The sequence below is a fragment of the Pusillimonas minor genome (assembly GCF_014237865.1).
Lineage (GTDB): Bacteria > Pseudomonadota > Gammaproteobacteria > Burkholderiales > Burkholderiaceae_B > Neopusillimonas > Neopusillimonas minor.
In genome coordinates this window covers 19,604-39,869 of sequence record NZ_JACJUU010000011.1, presented here as the reverse complement: position 1 = coordinate 39,869, position 20,266 = coordinate 19,604, and the positions used below count along the sequence as shown (strand labels likewise).

The 20,266-nt window shown below is 59.2% G+C and carries 25 protein-coding genes; 19 read left to right on the top strand and 6 right to left on the bottom strand.

Annotated elements, in window-relative coordinates:
- Nucleotides 1-34 precede the first annotated feature (34 nt).
- On the top strand, nucleotides 35-1,543 hold the full coding sequence (ilvA, locus tag GTU67_RS12360) for a threonine ammonia-lyase, biosynthetic (protein WP_185780371.1): 1,509 nt from the start codon (nucleotides 35-37) through the stop codon (nucleotides 1,541-1,543).
- Between the two features lie 97 nt (nucleotides 1,544-1,640).
- Here the strand turns inward: ilvA and GTU67_RS12355 are convergent, their stop codons facing one another.
- On the bottom strand, nucleotides 1,641-2,177 hold the full coding sequence (locus GTU67_RS12355) for an adenine phosphoribosyltransferase (RefSeq protein WP_093969507.1): 537 nt from the start codon (nucleotides 2,175-2,177) through the stop codon (nucleotides 1,641-1,643).
- Between the two features lie 65 nt (nucleotides 2,178-2,242).
- Between GTU67_RS12355 and GTU67_RS12350 the strand changes: the two genes are divergently transcribed.
- The 10 genes from GTU67_RS12350 (at nucleotide 2,243) to GTU67_RS12305 (ending at nucleotide 9,829) form a co-directional block, all read left to right on the top strand.
- Nucleotides 2,243-3,229 carry a KpsF/GutQ family sugar-phosphate isomerase gene (locus GTU67_RS12350; RefSeq protein ID WP_185780370.1) on the top strand — a complete coding sequence of 329 codons (987 nt, stop codon included), beginning with the start codon at nucleotides 2,243-2,245 and terminating at the stop codon, nucleotides 3,227-3,229.
- A gap of 3 nt (nucleotides 3,230-3,232) precedes the next feature.
- Nucleotides 3,233-3,832 carry a KdsC family phosphatase gene (locus GTU67_RS12345; RefSeq protein ID WP_185780369.1) on the top strand — a complete coding sequence of 200 codons (600 nt, stop codon included), beginning with the start codon at nucleotides 3,233-3,235 and terminating at the stop codon, nucleotides 3,830-3,832.
- Nucleotides 3,832-4,461 (top strand): LPS export ABC transporter periplasmic protein LptC, encoded by a 630-nt coding sequence (lptC, locus tag GTU67_RS12340; RefSeq protein ID WP_185780368.1) that lies wholly within the window; start codon nucleotides 3,832-3,834, stop codon nucleotides 4,459-4,461. The genes GTU67_RS12345 and lptC overlap by 1 nt, the downstream gene beginning before the upstream one ends.
- Nucleotides 4,458-5,057, top strand: coding sequence for a lipopolysaccharide transport periplasmic protein LptA (gene lptA, locus GTU67_RS12335; protein ID WP_185780367.1), 600 nt, complete (start codon nucleotides 4,458-4,460; stop codon nucleotides 5,055-5,057). Before lptC ends, lptA begins: the two co-directional genes overlap by 4 nt.
- 10 nt (nucleotides 5,058-5,067) lie before the next feature.
- On the top strand, nucleotides 5,068-5,859 hold the full coding sequence (lptB, locus tag GTU67_RS12330; RefSeq protein ID WP_093969512.1) for an LPS export ABC transporter ATP-binding protein: 792 nt from the start codon (nucleotides 5,068-5,070) through the stop codon (nucleotides 5,857-5,859).
- 186 nt (nucleotides 5,860-6,045) lie between these two features.
- Nucleotides 6,046-6,372, top strand: a complete 327-nt coding sequence (gene hpf / locus GTU67_RS12325) for a ribosome hibernation-promoting factor, HPF/YfiA family (protein WP_185780366.1) — start codon at nucleotides 6,046-6,048, stop codon at nucleotides 6,370-6,372.
- A gap of 159 nt (nucleotides 6,373-6,531) precedes the next feature.
- On the top strand, nucleotides 6,532-6,987 hold the full coding sequence (locus GTU67_RS12320) for a PTS sugar transporter subunit IIA (protein WP_185780365.1): 456 nt from the start codon (nucleotides 6,532-6,534) through the stop codon (nucleotides 6,985-6,987).
- A 7-nt stretch (nucleotides 6,988-6,994) separates the two neighbouring features.
- Nucleotides 6,995-7,924: an HPr(Ser) kinase/phosphatase gene (gene hprK / locus GTU67_RS12315; protein WP_185780364.1), complete on the top strand. Its 930-nt coding sequence runs from the start codon at nucleotides 6,995-6,997 to the stop codon at nucleotides 7,922-7,924.
- A 2-nt stretch (nucleotides 7,925-7,926) separates the two neighbouring features.
- Nucleotides 7,927-8,790: an RNase adapter RapZ gene (gene rapZ / locus GTU67_RS12310; RefSeq protein WP_185780363.1), complete on the top strand. Its 864-nt coding sequence runs from the start codon at nucleotides 7,927-7,929 to the stop codon at nucleotides 8,788-8,790.
- A 10-nt stretch (nucleotides 8,791-8,800) separates the two neighbouring features.
- The gene (locus tag GTU67_RS12305; protein ID WP_185780362.1) at nucleotides 8,801-9,829 is read left to right on the top strand and encodes a septal ring lytic transglycosylase RlpA family protein; all 1,029 of its coding nucleotides are present in this window, start codon (nucleotides 8,801-8,803) and stop codon (nucleotides 9,827-9,829) included.
- On the opposite strand, the gene rsmI is transcribed toward GTU67_RS12305, so the two are convergent.
- Nucleotides 9,826-10,755, bottom strand: a complete 930-nt coding sequence (rsmI, locus tag GTU67_RS12300) for a 16S rRNA (cytidine(1402)-2'-O)-methyltransferase (RefSeq protein ID WP_185780361.1) — start codon at nucleotides 10,753-10,755, stop codon at nucleotides 9,826-9,828. The two genes, GTU67_RS12305 and rsmI, sit on opposite strands and share 4 nt — an antisense overlap.
- A gap of 40 nt (nucleotides 10,756-10,795) precedes the next feature.
- Here rsmI and GTU67_RS12295 point away from each other — a divergent pair, with 40 nt between their 5' ends.
- The 6 genes from GTU67_RS12295 (at nucleotide 10,796) to GTU67_RS12270 (ending at nucleotide 14,819) form a co-directional block, all read left to right on the top strand.
- Nucleotides 10,796-11,275: a YraN family protein gene (locus GTU67_RS12295; RefSeq protein ID WP_185780360.1), complete on the top strand. Its 480-nt coding sequence runs from the start codon at nucleotides 10,796-10,798 to the stop codon at nucleotides 11,273-11,275.
- 81 nt (nucleotides 11,276-11,356) lie between these two features.
- A complete protein-coding gene (locus GTU67_RS12290) occupies nucleotides 11,357-11,950 on the top strand; it encodes a phosphoheptose isomerase (protein ID WP_173862499.1) in 594 nt (197 codons plus the stop codon).
- Between the two features lie 11 nt (nucleotides 11,951-11,961).
- Nucleotides 11,962-12,663 (top strand): BON domain-containing protein, encoded by a 702-nt coding sequence (locus tag GTU67_RS12285; protein WP_249417705.1) that lies wholly within the window; start codon nucleotides 11,962-11,964, stop codon nucleotides 12,661-12,663.
- Complete coding sequence (locus GTU67_RS12280; RefSeq protein WP_185780359.1) at nucleotides 12,660-13,154, top strand: TlpA disulfide reductase family protein; 495 nt, start codon at nucleotides 12,660-12,662, stop codon at nucleotides 13,152-13,154. Before GTU67_RS12285 ends, GTU67_RS12280 begins: the two co-directional genes overlap by 4 nt.
- 27 nt (nucleotides 13,155-13,181) lie before the next feature.
- Nucleotides 13,182-14,084, top strand: coding sequence for an acetylglutamate kinase (gene argB / locus GTU67_RS12275; protein ID WP_093969520.1), 903 nt, complete (start codon nucleotides 13,182-13,184; stop codon nucleotides 14,082-14,084).
- Between the two features lie 3 nt (nucleotides 14,085-14,087).
- Nucleotides 14,088-14,819, top strand: coding sequence for a pyrimidine 5'-nucleotidase (locus GTU67_RS12270; protein WP_185780358.1), 732 nt, complete (start codon nucleotides 14,088-14,090; stop codon nucleotides 14,817-14,819).
- 94 nt (nucleotides 14,820-14,913) lie between these two features.
- Here GTU67_RS12270 and GTU67_RS12265 read toward each other — a convergent pair whose 3' ends face one another.
- Genes GTU67_RS12265 through gpmA form a run of 4 tightly spaced genes read right to left on the bottom strand, consistent with a single transcriptional unit; the run spans nucleotide 14,914 to nucleotide 19,440 of the window.
- Entirely contained in the window at nucleotides 14,914-15,666 is a 753-nt protein-coding gene (locus GTU67_RS12265; protein WP_185780357.1) for a HesA/MoeB/ThiF family protein, read from the bottom strand.
- On the bottom strand, nucleotides 15,666-17,180 hold the full coding sequence (locus tag GTU67_RS12260; RefSeq protein ID WP_185780356.1) for a S41 family peptidase: 1,515 nt from the start codon (nucleotides 17,178-17,180) through the stop codon (nucleotides 15,666-15,668). The genes GTU67_RS12265 and GTU67_RS12260 overlap by 1 nt, the downstream gene beginning before the upstream one ends.
- A 23-nt stretch (nucleotides 17,181-17,203) precedes the next feature.
- Entirely contained in the window at nucleotides 17,204-18,682 is a 1,479-nt protein-coding gene (locus GTU67_RS12255) for a murein hydrolase activator EnvC family protein (protein WP_185780355.1), read from the bottom strand.
- A gap of 5 nt (nucleotides 18,683-18,687) precedes the next feature.
- The gene (gpmA, locus tag GTU67_RS12250; RefSeq protein ID WP_185780354.1) at nucleotides 18,688-19,440 is read right to left on the bottom strand and encodes a 2,3-diphosphoglycerate-dependent phosphoglycerate mutase; all 753 of its coding nucleotides are present in this window, start codon (nucleotides 19,438-19,440) and stop codon (nucleotides 18,688-18,690) included.
- A gap of 89 nt (nucleotides 19,441-19,529) precedes the next feature.
- Between gpmA and GTU67_RS12245 the strand changes: the two genes are divergently transcribed.
- Nucleotides 19,530-19,943, top strand: a complete 414-nt coding sequence (locus GTU67_RS12245; RefSeq protein WP_346727023.1) for a rhodanese-like domain-containing protein — start codon at nucleotides 19,530-19,532, stop codon at nucleotides 19,941-19,943.
- A gap of 30 nt (nucleotides 19,944-19,973) precedes the next feature.
- Nucleotides 19,974-20,231, top strand: a complete 258-nt coding sequence (grxC, locus tag GTU67_RS12240) for a glutaredoxin 3 (protein WP_185780353.1) — start codon at nucleotides 19,974-19,976, stop codon at nucleotides 20,229-20,231.
- Nucleotides 20,232-20,266 lie beyond the last annotated feature (35 nt).

The window sequence follows — 20,266 nt, the reverse complement described above, 5'->3', positions numbered from 1 at the left end:
TTCTTTACGTGCACCCTTTGCGCCCCAACCCATCATGTCCACCGACTACCTCAAACGCATCCTTACCTCAAAAGTCTACGACGTCGCCATCGAATCCCCGCTCGAGTTTGCACCGCAAATTTCTGCACGTACCAACAACAATTTTTTCCTCAAGCGCGAAGACACGCAAGCCGTCTTCAGCTTCAAACTGCGCGGTGCCTACAACAAAATGGCCAACCTCAGCCAGGCCGAGCTCAAGCGCGGGGTCATTGCCGCCTCGGCCGGCAACCATGCGCAGGGCGTTGCCCTGTCGGCGCGCAAGCTGGGCTGCCGGGCGGTTATCGTCATGCCCACCACCACCCCCAAGGTCAAGGTCAATGCCGTACAGGCCCTGGGCGGCGAAACAGTTCTGGTGGGCAACAGCTATTCCGACGCCTACCTGCACGCCAAAGAGCTCGAGAAAAAAGAAAAACTCACCTTTGTTCACCCATTCGATGACCCCGACGTTATCGCCGGGCAAGGCACCATCGGCATGGAAATCCTGCGTCAGCACCCCGGCCCTATCGACGCGGTTTTCGCGGCAATCGGCGGTGGCGGGCTAATTGCCGGCGTCGCCAGCTACATTAAGCAACTGCGCCCCGACATCAAAATCATCGGTGTACAAACCGAAGACTCCAACGCCATGATTCGCAGCGTCAAGGCAGGCCGTCGCATCGAACTGCACGACGTGGGGCTGTTTTCCGACGGCACGGCCGTCAAGCAGGTCGGCCTCGAAACGTTCCGGCTCACCCGCGAGTACGTCGACGACTTCATTACCGTCGATACCGACGCCATCTGCGGCGCTATCAAAGACGTCTTCCAAGACACCCGCAGCGTGCTCGAACCCTCGGGCGCCCTGGCCATTGCCGGCGCCAAACGCTATGCCGCGCTGCACAAGCTAAAAAACAAAAACCTGGTCGCCATCGCCAGTGGCGCCAACATGAACTTCGACCGGCTGCGCTTTGTGGCCGATCGGGCCGACGTGGGCGAAGCCCGCGAAGCGCTGTTTGCACTCACCATCCCCGAACAACGCGGCAGCTTTCTCAAGTTGTGCGAAACCATCGGCTCACGCAGCGTCACCGAATTCAATTACCGTATTTCCGACGCATCCAGTGCGCATGTGTTTGTCGGCGTACAAATCAGCGCCGCGAGCGAGCCCGAAAAAATTGCTGCTTCCCTGCGTAAAAAAGGCTTCGAAACCCTCGACCTGACGCATAACGAGATGGCAAAAACGCATTTGCGTTTTATGGTGGGGGGTCGGTCGTCGCTGGCCGAACACGAAATGCTGTTCCGCTTCGAGTTTCCCGAGCGCCCCGGCGCCCTGATGAAGTTTTTAAGCGCCATGAGCCCCGACTGGAACATCAGCCTGTTCCACTATCGCAATCAGGGCGACGACTACGGCCGGATTCTGGTCGGCTTGCAGGTCCCCCCGTCCGACAAAAAAGACTTCAAGGCCTTTTTAGACGGCTTGGGCTACCCCTACTGGAACGAAACCGAAAACCCGGCGTACCGGCTGTTTCTTTAAGCCGCTCATCACTCCGCACGGCACGCGCGGCCGTATGGCAAAAAAAATGCCGGCCCTGACAAGGCCGGCAATTTTTTATACAAAACCGCTAAAACGTTTAAAAGCTGCAAACGGTATAAATAGGCAAACCGGTTTCTTTCAAGATGTCGGACCCGCCCAGTTCGGGCAAATCGATAATTGCGGCGGCCTCGACCACATTGGCCCCCAAACGCTGCAACAGCTTTGCAGCCGCCACCATGGTGCCGCCCGTGGCGATCAGGTCGTCGATCAGCAAAACCCGCTGACCCGGCTTGACCGCATCGGTATGCATTTCGACTGTCGCGTTACCGTACTCAAGGGTGTACTCTTCGGCCAGCGTCTGGTATGGCAGCTTGCCCTTTTTGCGCACCGGCACAAAACCCAGGTTAAGTTCGTAGGCCAGCACCGAGCCCAAAATAAAACCACGGGCATCGACCCCGGCAACCAGATCGAGGCGCTGACGCATGTACCGGTAAACGAACAGGTCGACCAAAACGCGGAACGAACGGGGATCTTGTAATATCGGGGTAATGTCTCGAAACGTTACACCCGGGCTTGGCCAGTCGGGGACGCTGCGAATGGCATTGCGAATGTACTCTGCTGGGTCGGTATGCATTTAAATTGCCGTAAGACATAAAGTTGGACTTAGGGTTAACTATAACCTTAATTTAAAATGACAAGATGACTTCATCACCGCTTTCCCCCACCGAAACACTGGCTTCGGCGCGCCGTACGCTGCGCACCGAAATCAGTGCGCTGCAAGCGCTTGACGACCGCCTCGACGCGTCGTTTCACTCGGCCGTTCAAAAGATACTGTCGTGCCAGGGCAAAGTCGTTGTGACGGGCATCGGCAAGTCGGGGCATATCGGCCGAAAAATCGCGGCCACCCTCGCCTCTACCGGTACCCCGGCTTTTTTCATGCACGGCGTCGAAGCCATACACGGCGACCTGGGCATGCTCACGGCACAAGACGTCGTCATGGCCATCTCGTATTCGGGTGCCGCCCAGGAACTCATGACCGTCCTGTCGGTCTGTAAACGTATGGCCATTCCCATCATTGCCATCACAGGCCACCCCGGCTCCGAACTTGCCGCCAACGCCGACATCCACCTTAACGTGCATGTCGACCACGAAGCCTGCCCGCTTAACCTGGCCCCCACCGCCAGCACAACGGCCACCATGGCGCTGGGCGACGCCATTGCCGTCGCCTGCCTCGAGGCCCGTGGTTTTCAGGCCGAAGACTTCGCCTTGTCGCACCCCGGCGGCGCGCTGGGGCGCCGGCTGCTTACCCACGTGCGCGATGTCATGCGTTCGGGCGAGGCCCTGCCCGTCGTGCGCGAATCCACGCCAATACCCCAGGCGCTGCAAGAAATGTCGCGCAAGGGCATGGGCATGACCATCGTCATCAACGAAACGCGCGCTCCGGTCGGCATTTTCACCGACGGCGACCTGCGCCGCCTGATCAGCCGCGAAGGCGATATCCGCCAGCTCACGGTTGCCGACGGCATGTCGCACAACCCCAAACACGTATCGGCCAACGCTCTGGCCGTCGAAGCCGCCACCCTGATGGACACCAACCATCTGACCCAGGTCGTCGTTGTTGACGACCACGGCTTGCTTATCGGCGCCCTGCACATGCACGACCTGATGGCCGCAAAGGTAATTTAATTCATGAAACCCATTTCAATTCCTCACCCCGCCGAAGCCCTTATTCTGGCCAAGGTTAACAGCGCTGTCGTCGACCGCGCCCGCGAGGTTCGCCTGATGGCCTTCGACATCGACGGCATCCTCACCGACGGCGGCCTGTGGTACGGCGAGAACGGCGAGCTGGTCAAGCGATTCAACTCGCTCGACGGCTACGGTTTGCGCATGCTGCGCGAAAGCGGCATTGCCGTCTCGTTTATTACCGGGCGCAAAGGCCCCATCGTGGCCCGTCGTGCGGCCGAGCTGGGCATCGAAATGGTGCAACAAGGCGTACGCGACAAGGTCCAGGGGCTGACAGCCATGGCTCAAGAACTGGGCTGTACGCTTGACCAGGTCGGCTTCATGGGCGACGACATCATGGATCTGGCCGCACTCCAGCGCGTCGGGTTTTCTGCCAGTGTCCCCAATGCACCAGCCTATATTTCGCAAGCCGTGCATTGGGTGTCGTCGGTAAACGGCGGGCACGGTGCGGCGCGCGAATGCTGCGACCTCATCCTTGCCGCGCAAGGCCGGCTTAGCGCCTTCTTGCAACCCAACACCGTCATTTTGGGCGACGTCACCCAATAATGAAAGAACGCCTTCCTTCACTCGTAGCGCTCCTGCTGCTCGTTTCACTGGTTTTTTTAAGCTGGTGGGCTGCCGACTACACCTTGCGTTCGGTCTTGCTCGACGAACCCCGCCGTCTTACGCACGAACCCGACGCCTGGTCGCAAAAGTTCGTCATGATCCGCACCAACGAGGCCGGCGTTGCCATCAACCGCCTCGAAGGCGACTACATGTTGCACTACCCCGACGACGACTCTTACGAAGTCGACGAGGCCCGGGCCGTGGGGCAGCGCGTAGGCTCTCCGGTAACCGTTGCCACCGGCAACAAGGCCATCATGGACAACGACGGCAGCCGTATCACCCTGACCGGCGATGCGCATTTGCATCGCGTCCCCTACGACGACCGGCCGGCCCTTGACGTCACCAGCGAACAGCTTATTTTGCTGCCCGACGAAGATGTCGCGTACACCGACCTCCCCGCTTTGGTGGTCAATGGCAAATCGCGCATCAACGGAAAAGGCATGCGCTACGACAACGACTCTCGTACACTTGAGGTTTTCTCCGCCAGCGACGTAAAAATTTCCGGCGAAGAATCCCGTAAACGCTCCGATAGCCAGAACAGCAACGGGCCCGACACGCAAACACCATGACTTCAAACCGCCCCTCTCTTTTTACGTCTTTACTGGCCTGTACATTGCTGTGTTTCGGCTTTACAGCCAATGCACAGCAGGCGCAGGGCAACACCCCCGCCGAAGAGCCCGACACCCTCATTTTGTCTGACACGCTCAACTACGACGATGCCAAAAAAGAAAGTACCTTCACCGGCAATGTCGTCATGACGCGCGGTCAAATGACGCTCAACTCCGACGTTCTCGTCATGCGCGAAGATGCCGAAGGCTTCCAGTACGGTACCGCCACGGCCGACAAGGGCAAGCTGGTCTTCATTCGCCAAGAAACCCCTGAAAAATTCGAGGTTGTCGAAGCTCGAGGGCTTCGTGCCGAATACGACGGCAAAACCGAAACCATCGAAATGATCGGACAGGCCATCGTGACCAAATTTGTGTGCGGCAAAGCCTTTGACACCATCAGCGGCGAACGCGTCAAGTACAACCAGTCAACCAGCGTTTACCAGGCGTTCGGCGGCCCCAACTCGGCGGCACGTGGCGGGCGGGTTCGCTCGCTGGCCACGCCCAGCGCCAAGGCCGACGCCGCTGCGGCTGCTTGCCAGCAAAAGTCCAAACCTTAAGGCAGTACGCATGGCTTCTACAGCACCACATCGCGCGCCGCTGCGCGCGGCCAGCGATCAACCGGGCAGCCTGACGGCTACCGGCCTGAAGAAAACCTACGGTAAACGCACCGTTGTGCAAGACGTCTCGCTGTCGGTCGACAGCGGCGAAGTCGTGGGGCTGCTTGGCCCCAACGGGGCCGGCAAGACCACCAGTTTCTACATGATTGTCGGCATTGTCCCCACCGACTCGGGCCGCATCGAAATCGACGGTGTGCCTATTACTGCCATGCCCATGCACAAGCGGGCGCGGCTGGGTCTGTCGTACCTGCCACAAGACGCCTCGGTGTTTCGTCGGCTCACGGTCGAACAGAACATTCAGGCCGTCCTCGAGCTGCAAGTCGATGAAGCGGGTCAACCCCTGACCCGCAATGAAATCAACAACCGGCTGGAATCATTGCTCGACGAACTGCAAATCCAGCATATTCGCAGCAACACAGCCATCTCGCTTTCGGGCGGCGAACGCCGCCGCGTCGAAATCGCACGCGCCCTGGCGACTCACCCCCGTTTCATTTTGCTCGATGAACCTTTCGCAGGCGTCGACCCTATCGCCGTCATCGAAATCCAGCGCATTGTGCACTTTCTCAAGTCGCGCAACATCGGCGTGCTCATCACCGACCACAACGTACGCGAAACGCTAGGCATTTGCGACCGCGCCTACATCATCAGCGAAGGCAAGGTACTTACCAACGGCCACCCCGACGAAATCATCGACAACGAAGCGGTTCGCCAGGTTTACCTGGGCAAAAACTTCCGGATGTAAATTCGGCCCGGTCAAATACCCGGGTCGTCAGGCACAGGTTTTTTGATTTTCGACAAACCCTGTGTTTACCCCACTTGATTTCGGCGCCGCAGGCGATACACTGAAAACGTTGACATTACCAAGGAGGCCCCTAAGTATCCGTAAACGGCGCCATGCGCCAAGTGTTGTTTTTAATAGGAGCTCAACATGAACCTGAGTATTACCGGTCGTCACCTCGAAGTAACCCCCGCCATCGATGAATACGTCAAAACGAAACTGGCACGGGTTGCCCGACATTTTGATCATGTTATCGACACCCAGGTCATGCTCTCTGTAGAGCGTCTGAAGCATACGGCCGAGGTCACCATGCGCTTGCGCGGCAAAGACTTGCACTGCGAAGCCTCCAACGAAAACCTCTACGCCGCCATCGATCTGCTGGCAGACAAAATCGATCGTCAGGTCATTAAATACAAAGACAAAGTCCAAGACCATACCCACGATCCGCTAAAACGGCAAGAAATCCCCGCCGAATAGCATCATCAGGCCCGTAGACTGCCCCAGCGCCCGAAGGCGCACCGGTGACGCAAACCACAGGCCTCATGAGTCAGCCCCAATCACTTAATTGTGTTGGGGCTTTCGTGCATTATGGCCTGCACTTTCTGTAAACACCATTACCCTCATATAATGCTCGGTATGAACTTAATGTCGCGTATTTTGCCTCTGCAGAACATCGTGCTTGACCTCGAAGCCACCAGCAAGAAACGTGCCTTCGAGCAAGCCGCACTGCTGTTTGAAAACCACCACGGCATCGCACGTACGGCCGTATTCCAAAGTCTTATCGGGCGCGAACGGCTCGGGTCTACGGCGCTGGGCCACCTTGTCGCCGTGCCGCATGGTCGCATCAAAGGCCTGAAAGAGCCGGTTGCCGCGTTTTATCGTTTGGCCGAACCTGTACGGTTCGACCCGAACGACGGTCGCCAGGCCAGCATGTTGTTTTTCTTGCTGGTCCCCGAAGCAGCCACGCAAATACACCTCGACCTGTTAGCCGAAATTGCCCGTCTTGCCGCCGACGAAGTCCTGAGGCAAAAGCTGGCCACGGCCACCGACCCGGCCGAGGTCCACCAGTTACTGACCACCAGTTCTTCATAACGCCGCCATGCTGACCGTTCAAGAGCTCGTAAGCGACAACACCGAAAAAATCGCCTTTACCTGGGTCGCAGGGCTGAGCGCAGCACACCGGATCATCCCCGACGTTGGCATGGCTGGCGCCGACCTGGTCGGCCACCTCAACCTTATTCACCCATCCCGCATCCAGGTATTCGGCAAAGCCGAACTGCTTTACTACACGCGCTTCGAACCCAAGCGTCGTCTGCATCACCTCGAAGACCTCGTCGCAGGCGGCGTGCCGGCCATTCTTATGGCCGAAAGCCTCGAAGCCCCCGAAGACCTGCGCGACTTCTGCAACGCCCAGCAAGTACCGCTGCTTTCCACCCCCATCGAAGCCGCCAAGCTTATCGACCTGCTGCGTATTTACCTGGGCAAGCGGCTGGCGCCCAAAACCATCGTCCACGGCGTCTTCATGGACGTCCTTGGTCTGGGCGTGCTTATTACGGGCGAATCCGGCCTGGGCAAAAGCGAGCTGGCGCTCGAGCTGATTTCTCGCGGCCATGGCCTGGTAGCCGACGACGCCGTCGAATTCTCGCGCACCGCACCCGGCATCATCGAAGGTCATTGCCCGCCGTTGCTGCAAAACCTCCTCGAAGTACGCGGCCTGGGCCTGCTCGATATCCGCACCATTTTCGGCGAAACATCCGTACGCCGAAAAATGCGACTGAAACTTATTGTGCAACTCATGCGCTCCAATGCCGACGCCTTCGAACGCCTGCCTGTCCAAGACCTGACCCAAGACATTCTCGACACCCCCATTCGCCGCGTCATGCTGCAAGTCGCAGCGGGGCGCAATCTGGCTGTGCTGGTCGAAGCGGCCGTACGCAACACCATTTTGTCGCTCCGCGGCATCGACACCATGGGCGAGTTCATCGAACGACAAGCGCTGGCCATCATGGAAAGCAGTCGCCCCGAATAGCCATGAAAATCGTACTGATCACAGGCATTTCAGGTTCGGGCAAGTCAGTTGCCCTAAGGCTGCTCGAAGATTCCGGCTACACCTGCGTCGACAACCTGCCCGTCAAGTTCTTGCACGAATTCATCGCCACGGTCCGCGAAGAAAACCTCGATCGCGTCGCCGTTGCCATCGATATCCGCTCGCCGGGTGAACTGGCCGGGCTGCCCGACATCATCACGGGCTTACGCGCCCAAGGCACCGAGCTCAAAGTTATTTTTCTCGATGCCAGCGACCATGCGCTTATGCAGCGCTATTCCGAATCCCGGCGGCGACACCCGTTAACCGATCGTTTGCAGCGCAAAGGCGACTCCCCCTCGCTGTTAGAGTGCATTCACACCGAACGCGAACTGCTCGCGCCGCTGCGCGACCAAGAACACGTTATCGACACCTCCGACCTGACCCCTGGCCAACTGCGCGCCTGGATGCGCGACCTCATTCAGGCCGGCCGGGCCGAAGTCGTACTGACCTTTGCATCGTTTGCCTACAAACGCGGCGTGCCGGCCGACGCCGACCTGGTCTTCGATGTTCGCTGCCTGCCCAACCCGCACTACGACCGCGAGCTCAGGCCGCTGACGGGCCGCGACGAACCCGTCGCGGCATGGCTGGCCCAGTTCGGCAGCGTCGAAACCATGATCGAAGACATCGGTGGCTTCATCCGCCGTTGGCTGCCCCTGTATTTACAAGACACCCGCAACTACCTGACAATAGCCATTGGTTGTACTGGCGGGCAACACCGCTCGGTCTATGTCGTCGAGCAGCTTGCACGCCGGTTTGCCGACCACGCCCCGCTGCTCGTCAGACACCGTAACTTGCCTGTTCGCCCGTAAGTAAATTGCCATGGCCTTTTACCGCTTACGCTATTTCTGCCTAATTGTGCTCCTGGCCATTTTGGCCGGGTGCTCGTCATCGGGCAAACGCTCGGGCGGCTACTATCAAAACGACGGCCCGGGCAGCTCGCCCCCGGCCAACATCGAGGCCATCCCCGACGCCGTACCTCGCATCGAGGCCTATGCCCCCGCAAACTTGCGCCCCTATTCAGTATTCGGCAGGCGCTATATACCCATTAGTGGCAATGCCCCCTATCGCGAAGAAGGGATCGCTTCCTGGTACGGGCGCCAGTTTCATGGCAACAAAACCGCCAACGGCGAAATCTACGACATGTATGCCATGACAGCAGCGCACCCCACACTGCCTATTCCCAGCTATGCCCGGGTCACCCGGCCCGCCACAGGCCGCTCCGTTATCGTGCGCATCAACGACCGCGGCCCGTTCCACCCCGGCCGCATCATCGACTTGTCTTACGTAGCCGCAGCAAAGCTGGGCTTAATTGGCCCGGGTAGCGGCAAGGTTGTGGTCGAAGCCATCACGCAAACAGACATCAGCCGCGGTACCTGGAAAACACCCGGGCAAAATGTAGTTGCGGTTGCCCCCCAAAATGCCGACAACCAGGTACAAACCTTTAGCGCCAGCGAGCCCGCCATAGCCCCCCTCATGCCAGATGCCTTGTCGGCTATCGCACTGACAGACAGCAACGGGGAGGCATCACCAGAAAATGCCGGCAGCGTCAGTACGCCACCCGACAATACCGCCACGGCACCTCAAGACCAGACGCAAGGTGTGGCACCCGTAGCCAGCGGCTTTTACCTTCAGTTCGGTGCCTTTGGCAGCGCCGAAAACGCCCAGGCCCTGGCCCAAAAACTAAATACACAAATAGCCGGCGTCGAGTCGCAAACCGTGCACGTCGCCCAGGGCGGCGACCTGTTTCGCGTTCAGTTGGGCCCGTATCCCGACCGTACCCAGGCCGTCAATGCCGCCGTACGTGTCTACGATGCTGTAGGCGCCCAACCCACCATCGCCCTACGCTAGTTTTTTTGCTGCCGCTCAAGCGCCAGTTTGTACAGTACATCGCGCGGCATTCCACTAACTTTGGCTGCAATCTTGGCGGCATCGCGCACACTGACCGACTCAAGCAAAGCATTCAGCAGCGCATCGGTTGCCGGGTCTAACACGGGGGTATCCAATGCTGGCGGTGCATGCACAATCAGGGCAAACTCGCCCTGCTCGTGGTGGCTGTCACTCTCTACCCAGGCTTGCGCCTGAGCCAGCGACAACGTATGCACCTGCTCGAACCGCTTGGTCAGCTCGCGCGCAATCGTAAGCAAGCGATCGGGCCCGCATACCGTCAGCAAATCGGCCAAAGCGGCACGCAAGCGATGCGGTGACTCGAACATAACCACCGGCGCCGGCGTTGCGCACCATTGCTGCAACCACTTGCGCCGTGCAACCGGCCGCGAGGGCGTAAAGCCGGCGAACACAAACGCCGGGTTTTCGTCGGACGTGGCGCCGCTGGCCATCAGTGCCGTAATGACGGCACTTGCCCCCGGGATAGGCACGACACGATACCCGGCGTCGCGCACCGCACGCACCACACGGGCGCCCGGGTCGCTGACGCCGGGTGCGCCGGCATCGGACACCAGCGCCACACGTTGCCCCTGCGAGAGCCGTTCGACAATCGATTGCGCCGCTTGGGCTTCGTTATGCCGATGCGCCGCCAGCAAAGGGGTTTGAACGCCCCAGGCATCCAGCAACTGGCGACTGGCGCGGGTATCTTCGGCGGCGACGACGTCGCAGAGCGTTAAGGCATGCAAGGCGCGTAAGGAAAAATCGGCCAAATTGCCAATAGGGGTCGCCACCACATACAAGGTCGACGCGGGCCAGTCTTGCCCTGCCACGCGATCGGTGAGACGTTTCCATGACCCCTCAAGGGCGCCGACATCGATATTTTCAAGCATACTCAACCCATTAAAACCTGGACAAGGCGGCCCGCCATACATGCCCGAACATGACAACCTGGCGTTCGAACTTGCGCGTATGGCCCAAAACAAGGCCATCAGGCGTCGGCGCGCCGCACCTCGCGCAGCGCCGACGCATCAGCCCGAAACGACCTACGGGTCGCCCACCCAGCGCATCGGCTTCGAGGCCGAACAACAGGCCTGCGAGTTTCTGGCGCAACGCGGCCTTAACGTCGTCGACAAAAACCTGCGCTGTAAAGCCGGGGAAATCGATGTTGTTGCCATCGACCGGGAGCAGCTGGTGTTTATTGAGGTCAAGCTGCGCACGGGGCAAGGCTTTGGTGGCCCAGCCGCCAGTGTAAACCGTGACAAGCAAGACAAACTGCGCCGCACGGCTTTGTTTTTCTTGCCCCGTCTTGCGCAGGCCCATTTCCGGGGCGTCGTACCGCCTTGTCGTTTCGATGTCATCACCATCGACAATGCCGGGCTGACCTGGATACCCAATGCCTTTGACACCTGACAATACGTCATACCGGGCTTGTGCCAAAAAACGTTACATTACCTGACCTCGATTTACAACGCTCATGAGATAATACCGGGCATGGATATGACCTCTCGCATGTCGTCCCACTTCGACGACGCCATCGATACCTTCAAGGCCAGCGCACAGGCTTTGGCCGAACCCCTTGCGGCATCTGTCGACGTTTTGTTCGCTGCACTGGCCAATAACAACAAAATTCTTGCCTGCGGCAACGGTGGCTCTGCAGCCGACGCCCAGCACTTCATCGCCGAACTTGTCGGCCGCTTCGAACGCGACCGCCTGCCATTGGCCGGCATTGCCCTGAATACCGATACATCCATTCTTACCGCCGTTGGCAACGACTATGGCTACGACCATATCTTCGAGCGCCAGGTTACCGCGCTAGGCCAGCCCGGCGATATCCTGGTCGCCATCAGCACCAGCGGGAACTCGCCCAACGTATTGCGGTCTATCGAAGCAGCCCACGACCGCGAAATGATGGTGATCGCCCTGTCGGGCAAAGGCGGCGGAAAAATGAACGACGTCCTGCTCGACACCGACATCCACCTATGCGTGCCGCACGATCGCACCATGCGCATCCAGGAAGTCCACATTATCTTGCTGCATGCTTTGTGCGATGGTATCGATGCACTGCTCCTCGGAGACGCCCTGTAATGACCATGTCAATGTCCACCCTGTTTAAAAAAGGCCTTCTTGCCCCACTGCTCGCGCTCACCACGCTCTTGTCGGGGTGCGGCGTCATGCTGGTCGGCGGGGCCGCAACCACCGCCATGGTCGCGGCCGATCGCCGCACCACCGGCGAGCAGGTCGAAGACCAGACCATCGAAATGAAAATCGGCGCCGAAATGCGGCGCCTGTTTGGCGACCGTGCACGCGTCATCAGCGTGTCTTATGCGGGCCGCGTCCTGTTGGTGGGCGATGTCCCCAACGCACAAGACAAAGCCCAGGCCGAAACCGCCGCTGCGGGCGTCGAAAATGTCAAAGAAGTCATTAACCGCATACGGATTGGCGATATCACCCCGCTTAGCGTACGCACCAACGACACCTGGATCAGCACCAAGGTCAGAACCGCCCTGATCGACGCCAAAGAAGTCCCGGCACGCACCATTGTGGTCACCACCGAACGCGGCATCGTCTACCTGCAAGGCAAAGTCACCGAAACCGAGGGCATCCTGGCCGCCAAGGTCACTGCCAATATCTCGGGGGTCAACGAAGTCGTCAAGCTGTTCACCATTGTTTCCCGCGAAAGCCTGGTGCCGCCCGCAGCGCCTGTTTCCGACGCCTCGCGCAGCACAACTACGCAACCCGCCGGCACAACCCCCGGCAGCAGCGGCGCCCCCGACACCCAAACCATGCCTGTCCAATGAGCAAACTTAAAATCATTATTGTGGCCGCAGTTGCTGCCGTAGGCCTGCTGGCCTGGCAGCTGTCCTCGCCTGCGCGTACGGCTCCCCAGGTGTCGTTCACCAACCTGCAAGGCAAAACTTTCACCACCCAAGACCTCCGCGACAAAGTCGTCATGGTCAAGTTCTGGGCCACCAGTTGCGTTACCTGCATCCAGCAAATGCCCGACACCGCAGCCACCTACACTGCGCTGGCCGACCAGGGCTACGACGTCATCGCCGTCGCGATGGACTACGACCCCATCGACTACGTCCGTAATTACGCCGAAACCCGTGAGCTGCCGTTTAATGTTGTGCACGATGCCGACGGCAAAATCGCCGCAGCCTTTGGCAATGTTCAGCTCACGCCCACGGCATTCCTTATCGACAAAGACGGCAACATCGTCAAGCGTTATCTTGGCAACTACAATAAAGAAGAATTCGTCAAAACCGTACAGCGCGCGCTGGCCGGTTAAGTTTGCAAACTCTCTGCTTCTGTGCCCATGACCACACCCTCTTCCGATCCCACCACCTACACCTCCGAGATCAAGGCAGCCGTTCTCTCCGAAGCACTGCCCTATATCCGGCGCTTTCACGGTAAAACCGTCGTCGTCAAGTACGGCGGCAATGCCATGACCGAAGAGGCGCTTCAACGCAGCTTCGCCCACGACGTCGTGTTGCTTAAGCTGGTGGGGTTAAACCCGGTTGTTGTCCACGGCGGTGGTCCGCAAATCAACGAAGCGCTCAAGCGCGTCGGCAAAGAAGGCGAGTTCATCCAAGGAATGCGCGTCACCGACGCCGAGACCATGGAGGTCGTCGAATGGGTCCTGGGGGGCCAGGTTCAGCAAGACATCGTCATGATGATTAACGAAGCGGGCGGCAAAGCCGTCGGCCTGACAGGCAAAGACGGCTGCCTCATCCAGGCCACCAAAAAGCTGGTACCCAACAAAGAACGCCCCGGCGAAATGATCGACATCGGCTTTGTCGGCGACATCTCCCGCATCGAGCCCGCAGTCGTCAAGGCACTTCAAGATGACCAGTTCATCCCTGTTATTTCGTCGATTGGTTACGGCGAAGACGGCCGCGCCTACAACATCAACGCCGACCTGGTCGCCGGGAAAATGGCCGAAGTCCTGGGCGCCGAAAAGTTGGTCATGCTTACCAACACACCCGGCGTTCTCGACAAGCAGGGCAAATTGCTACGCAGCCTGTCGGCCCGCACCATCGACGAGCTCTTCGAAGACGGCACGATTTCGGGCGGCATGCTGCCCAAAATTTCTTCGGCACTCGACGCCGCGCGTAACGGCGTCAACTCGGTCCACGTGGTCGACGGCCGTGTCCCTCACTGCCTGTTGCTCGAAATTCTTACCGACCGCGGCGTCGGCACCATGATCAGCGCCCACTAGCGCATGCGATCAATCCATACCCGTTTGCCCACGCAACGGGCACGACGGGCGTATGCACAGCATGCGCCCGTTTGGTTATTCGATCTCGACAACACGCTGCACGACAGCTCCCGCGCCATTTTTAAAGTCATTGACGGCAAAATGACAGACGCCGTTGCGCAATGTCTCGATGTTGATATCGACCTGGCAAACGAGCTTCGGGCGCGCTACTGGAAACGCTACGGCGCAACCGTCATCGGGCTGGTCAAACACCATGGCGTGAACGCCCGCGAATTTCTGCGCATCAGCCACGATTTCGATGCCGAGCCACTGGTGCACTCCGAGCCCGGCCTGGCGCGCAAGTTTTCGCGCTTGCCAGGCCGCAAAGTGTTGCTGACCAACGCCCCGCACGACTACGCGCGTTCAGTGCTGAAAACGCTGGGTCTGCTCCCTTACTTCGACATGATCTGGTCGATCGACCATATGCGGCTGCAGGGGCACATCCGCCCCAAACCTTCACGCGCCCTCATGCAACAAGTCGTGGCGCGGTTGGGCACGCGCCCCGACCAAGTCATTTTGGTTGAAGACACCCTGAAAAACCTGAAAAGCGCACGTCAACTGGGCTTGCGCACAGTACATATCTTTCATCCGGGCACACCGTTTTCGGCCATGCACAGCGGGCGCAATAGCTACGTTAACCTGCGTATCAGTACCTTGGGTACATTGCTGACGGCCAAACGGCCATTACGGCGATAGGGCTACGGCCGCACCTGGCAGGCCGGGGCAGCATCCGTGGCGGCTGCCCAAACCGGTCGGGGCCACGGCAACGGCAAAAGACCAACCCCGGCGCCTAGCGGGCCGAAGCGCACACCGGGCAGCCCGGATCTTGCCGGTATTTAATTTGATGCCATTGCATGGTCAAGGCATCGAGGCACTGCAACCGCCCTACCAAGGGCTCGCCAATGCCGGCAATAACCTTGATGGCCTCGGCCGCCTGCATACTGCCCACAATGCCCACCAACGGCCCCAACACGCCAGTCGTCGCGCAATTCAGTTCGTCTACCTCGTCGGCTTCAGGAAACAGACAGTGGTAGCAGGGCGCATCGGCGCGGCGAAGGTCGAACACGCTGACCTGCCCAGAAAACCGTATGGCTGCGCCCGACACCAGGGGTTTGCGGTGCGCCACGCACGCCCGATTCACCGCATGACGCGTGGCGAAGTTATCGCAGCAGTCAAGGACGACATCAACATCGGCAACGGCCTGTGACAGCGCCGCGCCGTCAAGCCGTTCGACTCTTGGCACCACAGTAATAAAAGGGTTGATCGCGTTCAGCGTCTGGCGCCCCGATTCGGCTTTGGGGACATCGAGCCGGGCGGTATCGTGCATGATCTGGCGCTGCAAATTGCCAATGTCGACAACGTCGTCGTCGGCCAGCACAATATGCCCCACACCTGCGGCAGCCAAATACATGGCCGCCGGCGACCCCAAACCGCCGGCGCCCACAATAAGCACCCGTGCGGCCAGCAGCTTTTCTTGCCCCTCTATACCCAGCTCATCGAGCAGGATATGACGCGCATACCGCAGAAGCTGCGCGTCATCCATCAGTCGACCTTGATCATGCCTTCGGGGGTGAACCGGTAACGCTCGACGCCCGACGTACTGGCGCCATCAGAGGCGCGTGCGGGGACTTCGACCGTTTTTACGGCGCCGCTGTCATTTTTTTTTTCGGCCCCGGCATCGGCCTTGGCGACAATTTCGTTCTTCTTGACCTGTTTACCCTCAAGCAAATTAATGGCCTGCTGCAGCTGAAAATCGTCTTTACCGCCGAACTCGAACATCTTGGCATCGGGCGGCGCCATGTCTTGCTCGTCTTCTTGCGGCGTCACGACCTCGGGGGCCGACGAGCCGTTGGCCAGATGATGCTGAAGATCGGCTTCGCGGGGGATGCGGAACAAATTGCCCTGCGGCGTATCGTCGACGACAACGTCGGGTTCAACACCCGTTGCCTGGATGGAACGCCCGCTTGGCGTGTAATACAACGCTGTCGTCAGCTTGATGCCGGAGTCTTCTGTGAGCGGCAGCACGCTTTGCACCGAGCCCTTGCCAAACGAGCGATTGCCCAGCACCTTGGCGCGCTTGTGATCTTGCAGCGCGCCCGCAACGATCTCGGAGGCCGATGCAGAACCGACGTTGATCAACACCACCATGGGCACCGTTTTAGCCCACTCGGGGAAGACGACATCGCTGTTGGACACCCCGCCGAAACTACGCACGTAGTTAACCGGCTTGGCGTGATATTCGCGGTTTGACGAAGGAATACGGCCTTTGGTTGACACCACCAGGACATCGGGTTTCAGGAAGGCCGACGACACACCAATGGCTGCATCGAGCAGACCACCCGGGTCGTTACGTAAATCGAGGACCAGCCCTTTGGGTGCCTTGCCGCCCCCGAGCTCGCGCAACTGGCGAGCCAGATCGGACACGGTGCGTTCTTGGAACTGGGCAATACGGACATAACCGACGTCGTCGGGCAGCATTTTACTGCGCACGCTACGCACCTTGATCATGTCGCGGATGATTTTCACCATCAGGGGCTTGTCTTGGCCGGCACGCTGAATGGTAAGCACAATAGGCGTTTGAGGCTCGCCACGCATGAGCTTGATGGCTTCGCTGAGGGTCATGCCTTTGGTGGGCTTGCCGTCGATATGCGTGATCAGGTCGCCCGACAAAATACCGGCGCGGGCAGCCGGGGTGTCTTCGATAGGCGCGATGACTTTGGGCATACCGTCTTCGCTGCCAATTTCAATACCCAGCCCGCCAAACCCGCCCTGGGTAATGGCTTCCATTTCTTTGAAGGCTTCGGGGTCGAGATAAGCCGAATGCGGATCAAGGTCGTTGAACAAGCCCTTGATGGCATCATTCATGAGCTTTTGATCGGTGAGGGGCTCGACGTAGCTGGCCTTGATGGCGGAAAACACATTGGCAAACTGCTGCAGTTCGCGTAGCGGCAAGGGCTCGCCGCGCTGCGCAACGGCAGAAATACCCAGGCTGACCAGCACACCGCCAACAGCGCCCATCATGACCAAACCAAAACGACCAAACTTGCGAGTGCTCATGCACATTCCTGTATGTAAACGAATTAACGCCCCAACCAAAGTTGCGGGTTGACGGGCTTGCCGTTATGCCGAATCTCGAAGTATAGACCGGACTCGACCTGCCCACCGGTTGCCCCAACCGTGGCGATGGCGTCGGATACCTTCACGGTATCGCCCACCTGCCGCAACAAACTCTGATTGTAAGCATAGACAGAGAGATAGCCCTGCCCATGATCGACAATGAGAAGGTTACCAAAACCATTGAACCAGCCGGCATAGGCCACTCTGCCGGGCGCCACAGGGCGAACACGAGTGCCTTCGCGGGCCCGAAGCACAATACCCCGCCAAACCCCGCCGTCGGGGCGCTCCATGCCAAAACGGCCCTGGATCTCGCCTTTTACCGGCAACGGCAGGTTTTTACTCAGACCCTTCAAAACCGCAACAGGTTCCACGGATTCCGGTTCAGCCGGCGCCGTGTCATTTTCATCGGCCGAAGACGCCGACATACGTGCTGCCGGACGCTCTGCGACCTGCGACGCCGCTGACGATTCCTCGGTCTTTACCGCTTCGGCATCGCTATCTTCTATGGCATCAACAGTCACCACGTCGGTTTGGGGTTCGACACGCACTTGCTCGAGCGCCTTGGCCTGACGCGCAGCCTCGGCCGCTTTGGCCCGCGCTTCTGCGGCCAACCGTTCGCGCTCGGCTTTCGCCTTTGCCTCTGCGGCCCTGCGTGCAGCCTCTTCGGCCGCGCGTTTCTCGCGTGCGATACGCTCGGCTTCGCGCTGACGGGCGATTTCAACCTGAAGACCATCGACCAGGGACTCAAGGCGAGTTTCGTTGCGGGCCAGGGTTTTGGCCTGCTGCCGCTGCGCCTTGAGCTCGGACTCGATCCGGGCCAATACCTTCAGGCGCTCGGCCTTCTGCGCTTCAAGTTCAACTTTCTTTTGACTGGTTTCTTTCGTGAGCGCCGCCAGTTCGGTCTGCCGGGCGACCTGAGTGGTTTGAAGGCGCGACAGGCGTTTGACACTGGCATCGAGTGCGCGCACCGAATCGGCCTGGGCTTGCGAGACATACCCCAAATAACCGAGTTCGCGTCCGATTTCTTGTGGGTTGTCGCCGGACAGCAGCGCGGCCCAGGGTGATAAACCGCCCGCATACTGGGCCCGCAACTGATCGGCCAGTTCTGCCTGGTGACGCTCGACGTCGGCCTTGCCCTGGGCGATTTGCGTTTCAAGTGTCGCCAGTTGCGCACGCACGGCCTTGTCTTGACGTTCAAGTTCGTCGAGACGCCGGTTGATGCCGGAAATGGCCGACTCGGACTCGCGCAAGGCAGACGCGACATCGTCACGTGAAGACGTTTGTTTGTCGATGTCTTTTTGCAGCGCGGCAATACGCTCGCGCAATTCGGTTTGCTGGCGGCGTGCCTCGGCATGCCGGGCCTCGAGGGCCTGGGAGGACTGATTGCCCGACGCAACACCCGCCCACAGGACCAACATTGCGCAACCGAGCACACGCCGCATGACGCTTATTCCTTTTTGGCTTTACCCTGGGCTGCAACCGCCGCCATGGCCGCCTCGATTTCGGCGGCGTCACCCAGATAATAATGACGAATGGGCTTGAGGTCGTCGTCGAGTTCGTAAACCAGGGGCTGGCCGGTAGGAATATTCAAAGACACGATGTCGTCGTCGGAAATACCGTCGAGGTGCTTGATGAGCGCGCGCAGACTGTTGCCATGCGCGGCGACCAATACGCTGCGGCCAGAACGCAAAGCCGGTGCTATCGAGTCGTTCCAGAACGGCACCACACGCGTAACGGTGTCTTGCAGGCATTCGGTTGCCGGGAGCTGGTCGGCGGGAATTTTGGCGTAACGCTTGTCGAAACGCGGGTGACGCGGGTCGTCGAGCTCGAGCGGGTTAGGCGCAATGGCGTAAGCACGGCGCCATACCAGCACTTGCTCTTCGCCATACCTGGCGGCCGTTTCAGCCTTGTTAAGGCCTTGCAAAGCGCCGTAATGGCGCTCGTTCAGGCGCCAGCTTAACCCTACCGGCGTATGCATGGCGTCCATGGCATCCAGGGCGATCCAGAGCGTACGAATGGCGCGCTTGAGGACAGACGAAAAAGCAATGTCGAACTCAAAGCCTTCATTCTTGAGCAGCTCGCCGGCTTTGCGGGCCTGTTCGCGACCGGTTTCGGTCAGGTCGACGTCCGTCCAGCCGGTAAAACGGTTTTCGAGGTTCCATTGGCTTTCGCCGTGGCGCATGAGTACGAGTTTATGCATGACAAAAAAGACCTAAAAGTTGAATTATCGCGTCCATTTTATAATCCCGGTAAACCTTGACCATTTCAAGCATCAACCTGGGACACATCGTGGATTTCATTCTTAGTGAGAACAACCTTTACATTTTACTGATTGCCGTCGTTTCCGGCCTTATGTTGTTGTGGCCAACGCTCATGCGCGGCGGTCGCGCGTCCAGCGTAAGCGTATCCGAGGCTGTCCAGCTGGCCAACCAGAAGCAAGGCGTTTTCATCGACGTGCGCCCGCACGAGCGCTTCAAGGCCGGCAGCATTGCACAAGCCCGCAATATCCCCTTGGCCGACATCGACGCCAAAATGTCCAGCCTGCCCAAAGACAAACCGCTTATCGTGTTTTGTGATCAGGGCCGTATTTCAGGCTCGGCGGCCGGCAAATTGCGCAAAAACGGTTTCGCCGAAGTCGTCAGTCTTGAGGGCGGCCTGAACAAATGGACCGAAGCCGGCATGCCCACATCGGCAAAGCACTAATTTCCAATCGCATTACCCAAAGGAACACACATGGCCGTCGTTACGATGTATAGCACCGCCGTCTGCCCGTTCTGCGTGCGCGCAGAAATGCTACTTAAACAGCGCGGCGTGACCGAAATCCAGAAAATCCGCATTGACACCGATCCGGCGCAACGCGACGCCATGATGGCGCGCACCAATCGCCGCACCGTACCGCAAATCTTTATCGACGACACCCATGTCGGCGGATACGATGACCTGACCGCGCTAGACCGCGCCGGCGGTCTGATGCCCTTGCTGAACAAATAATTCGTAAACTGCGGCATGGCAATAGTGCCGTGCAC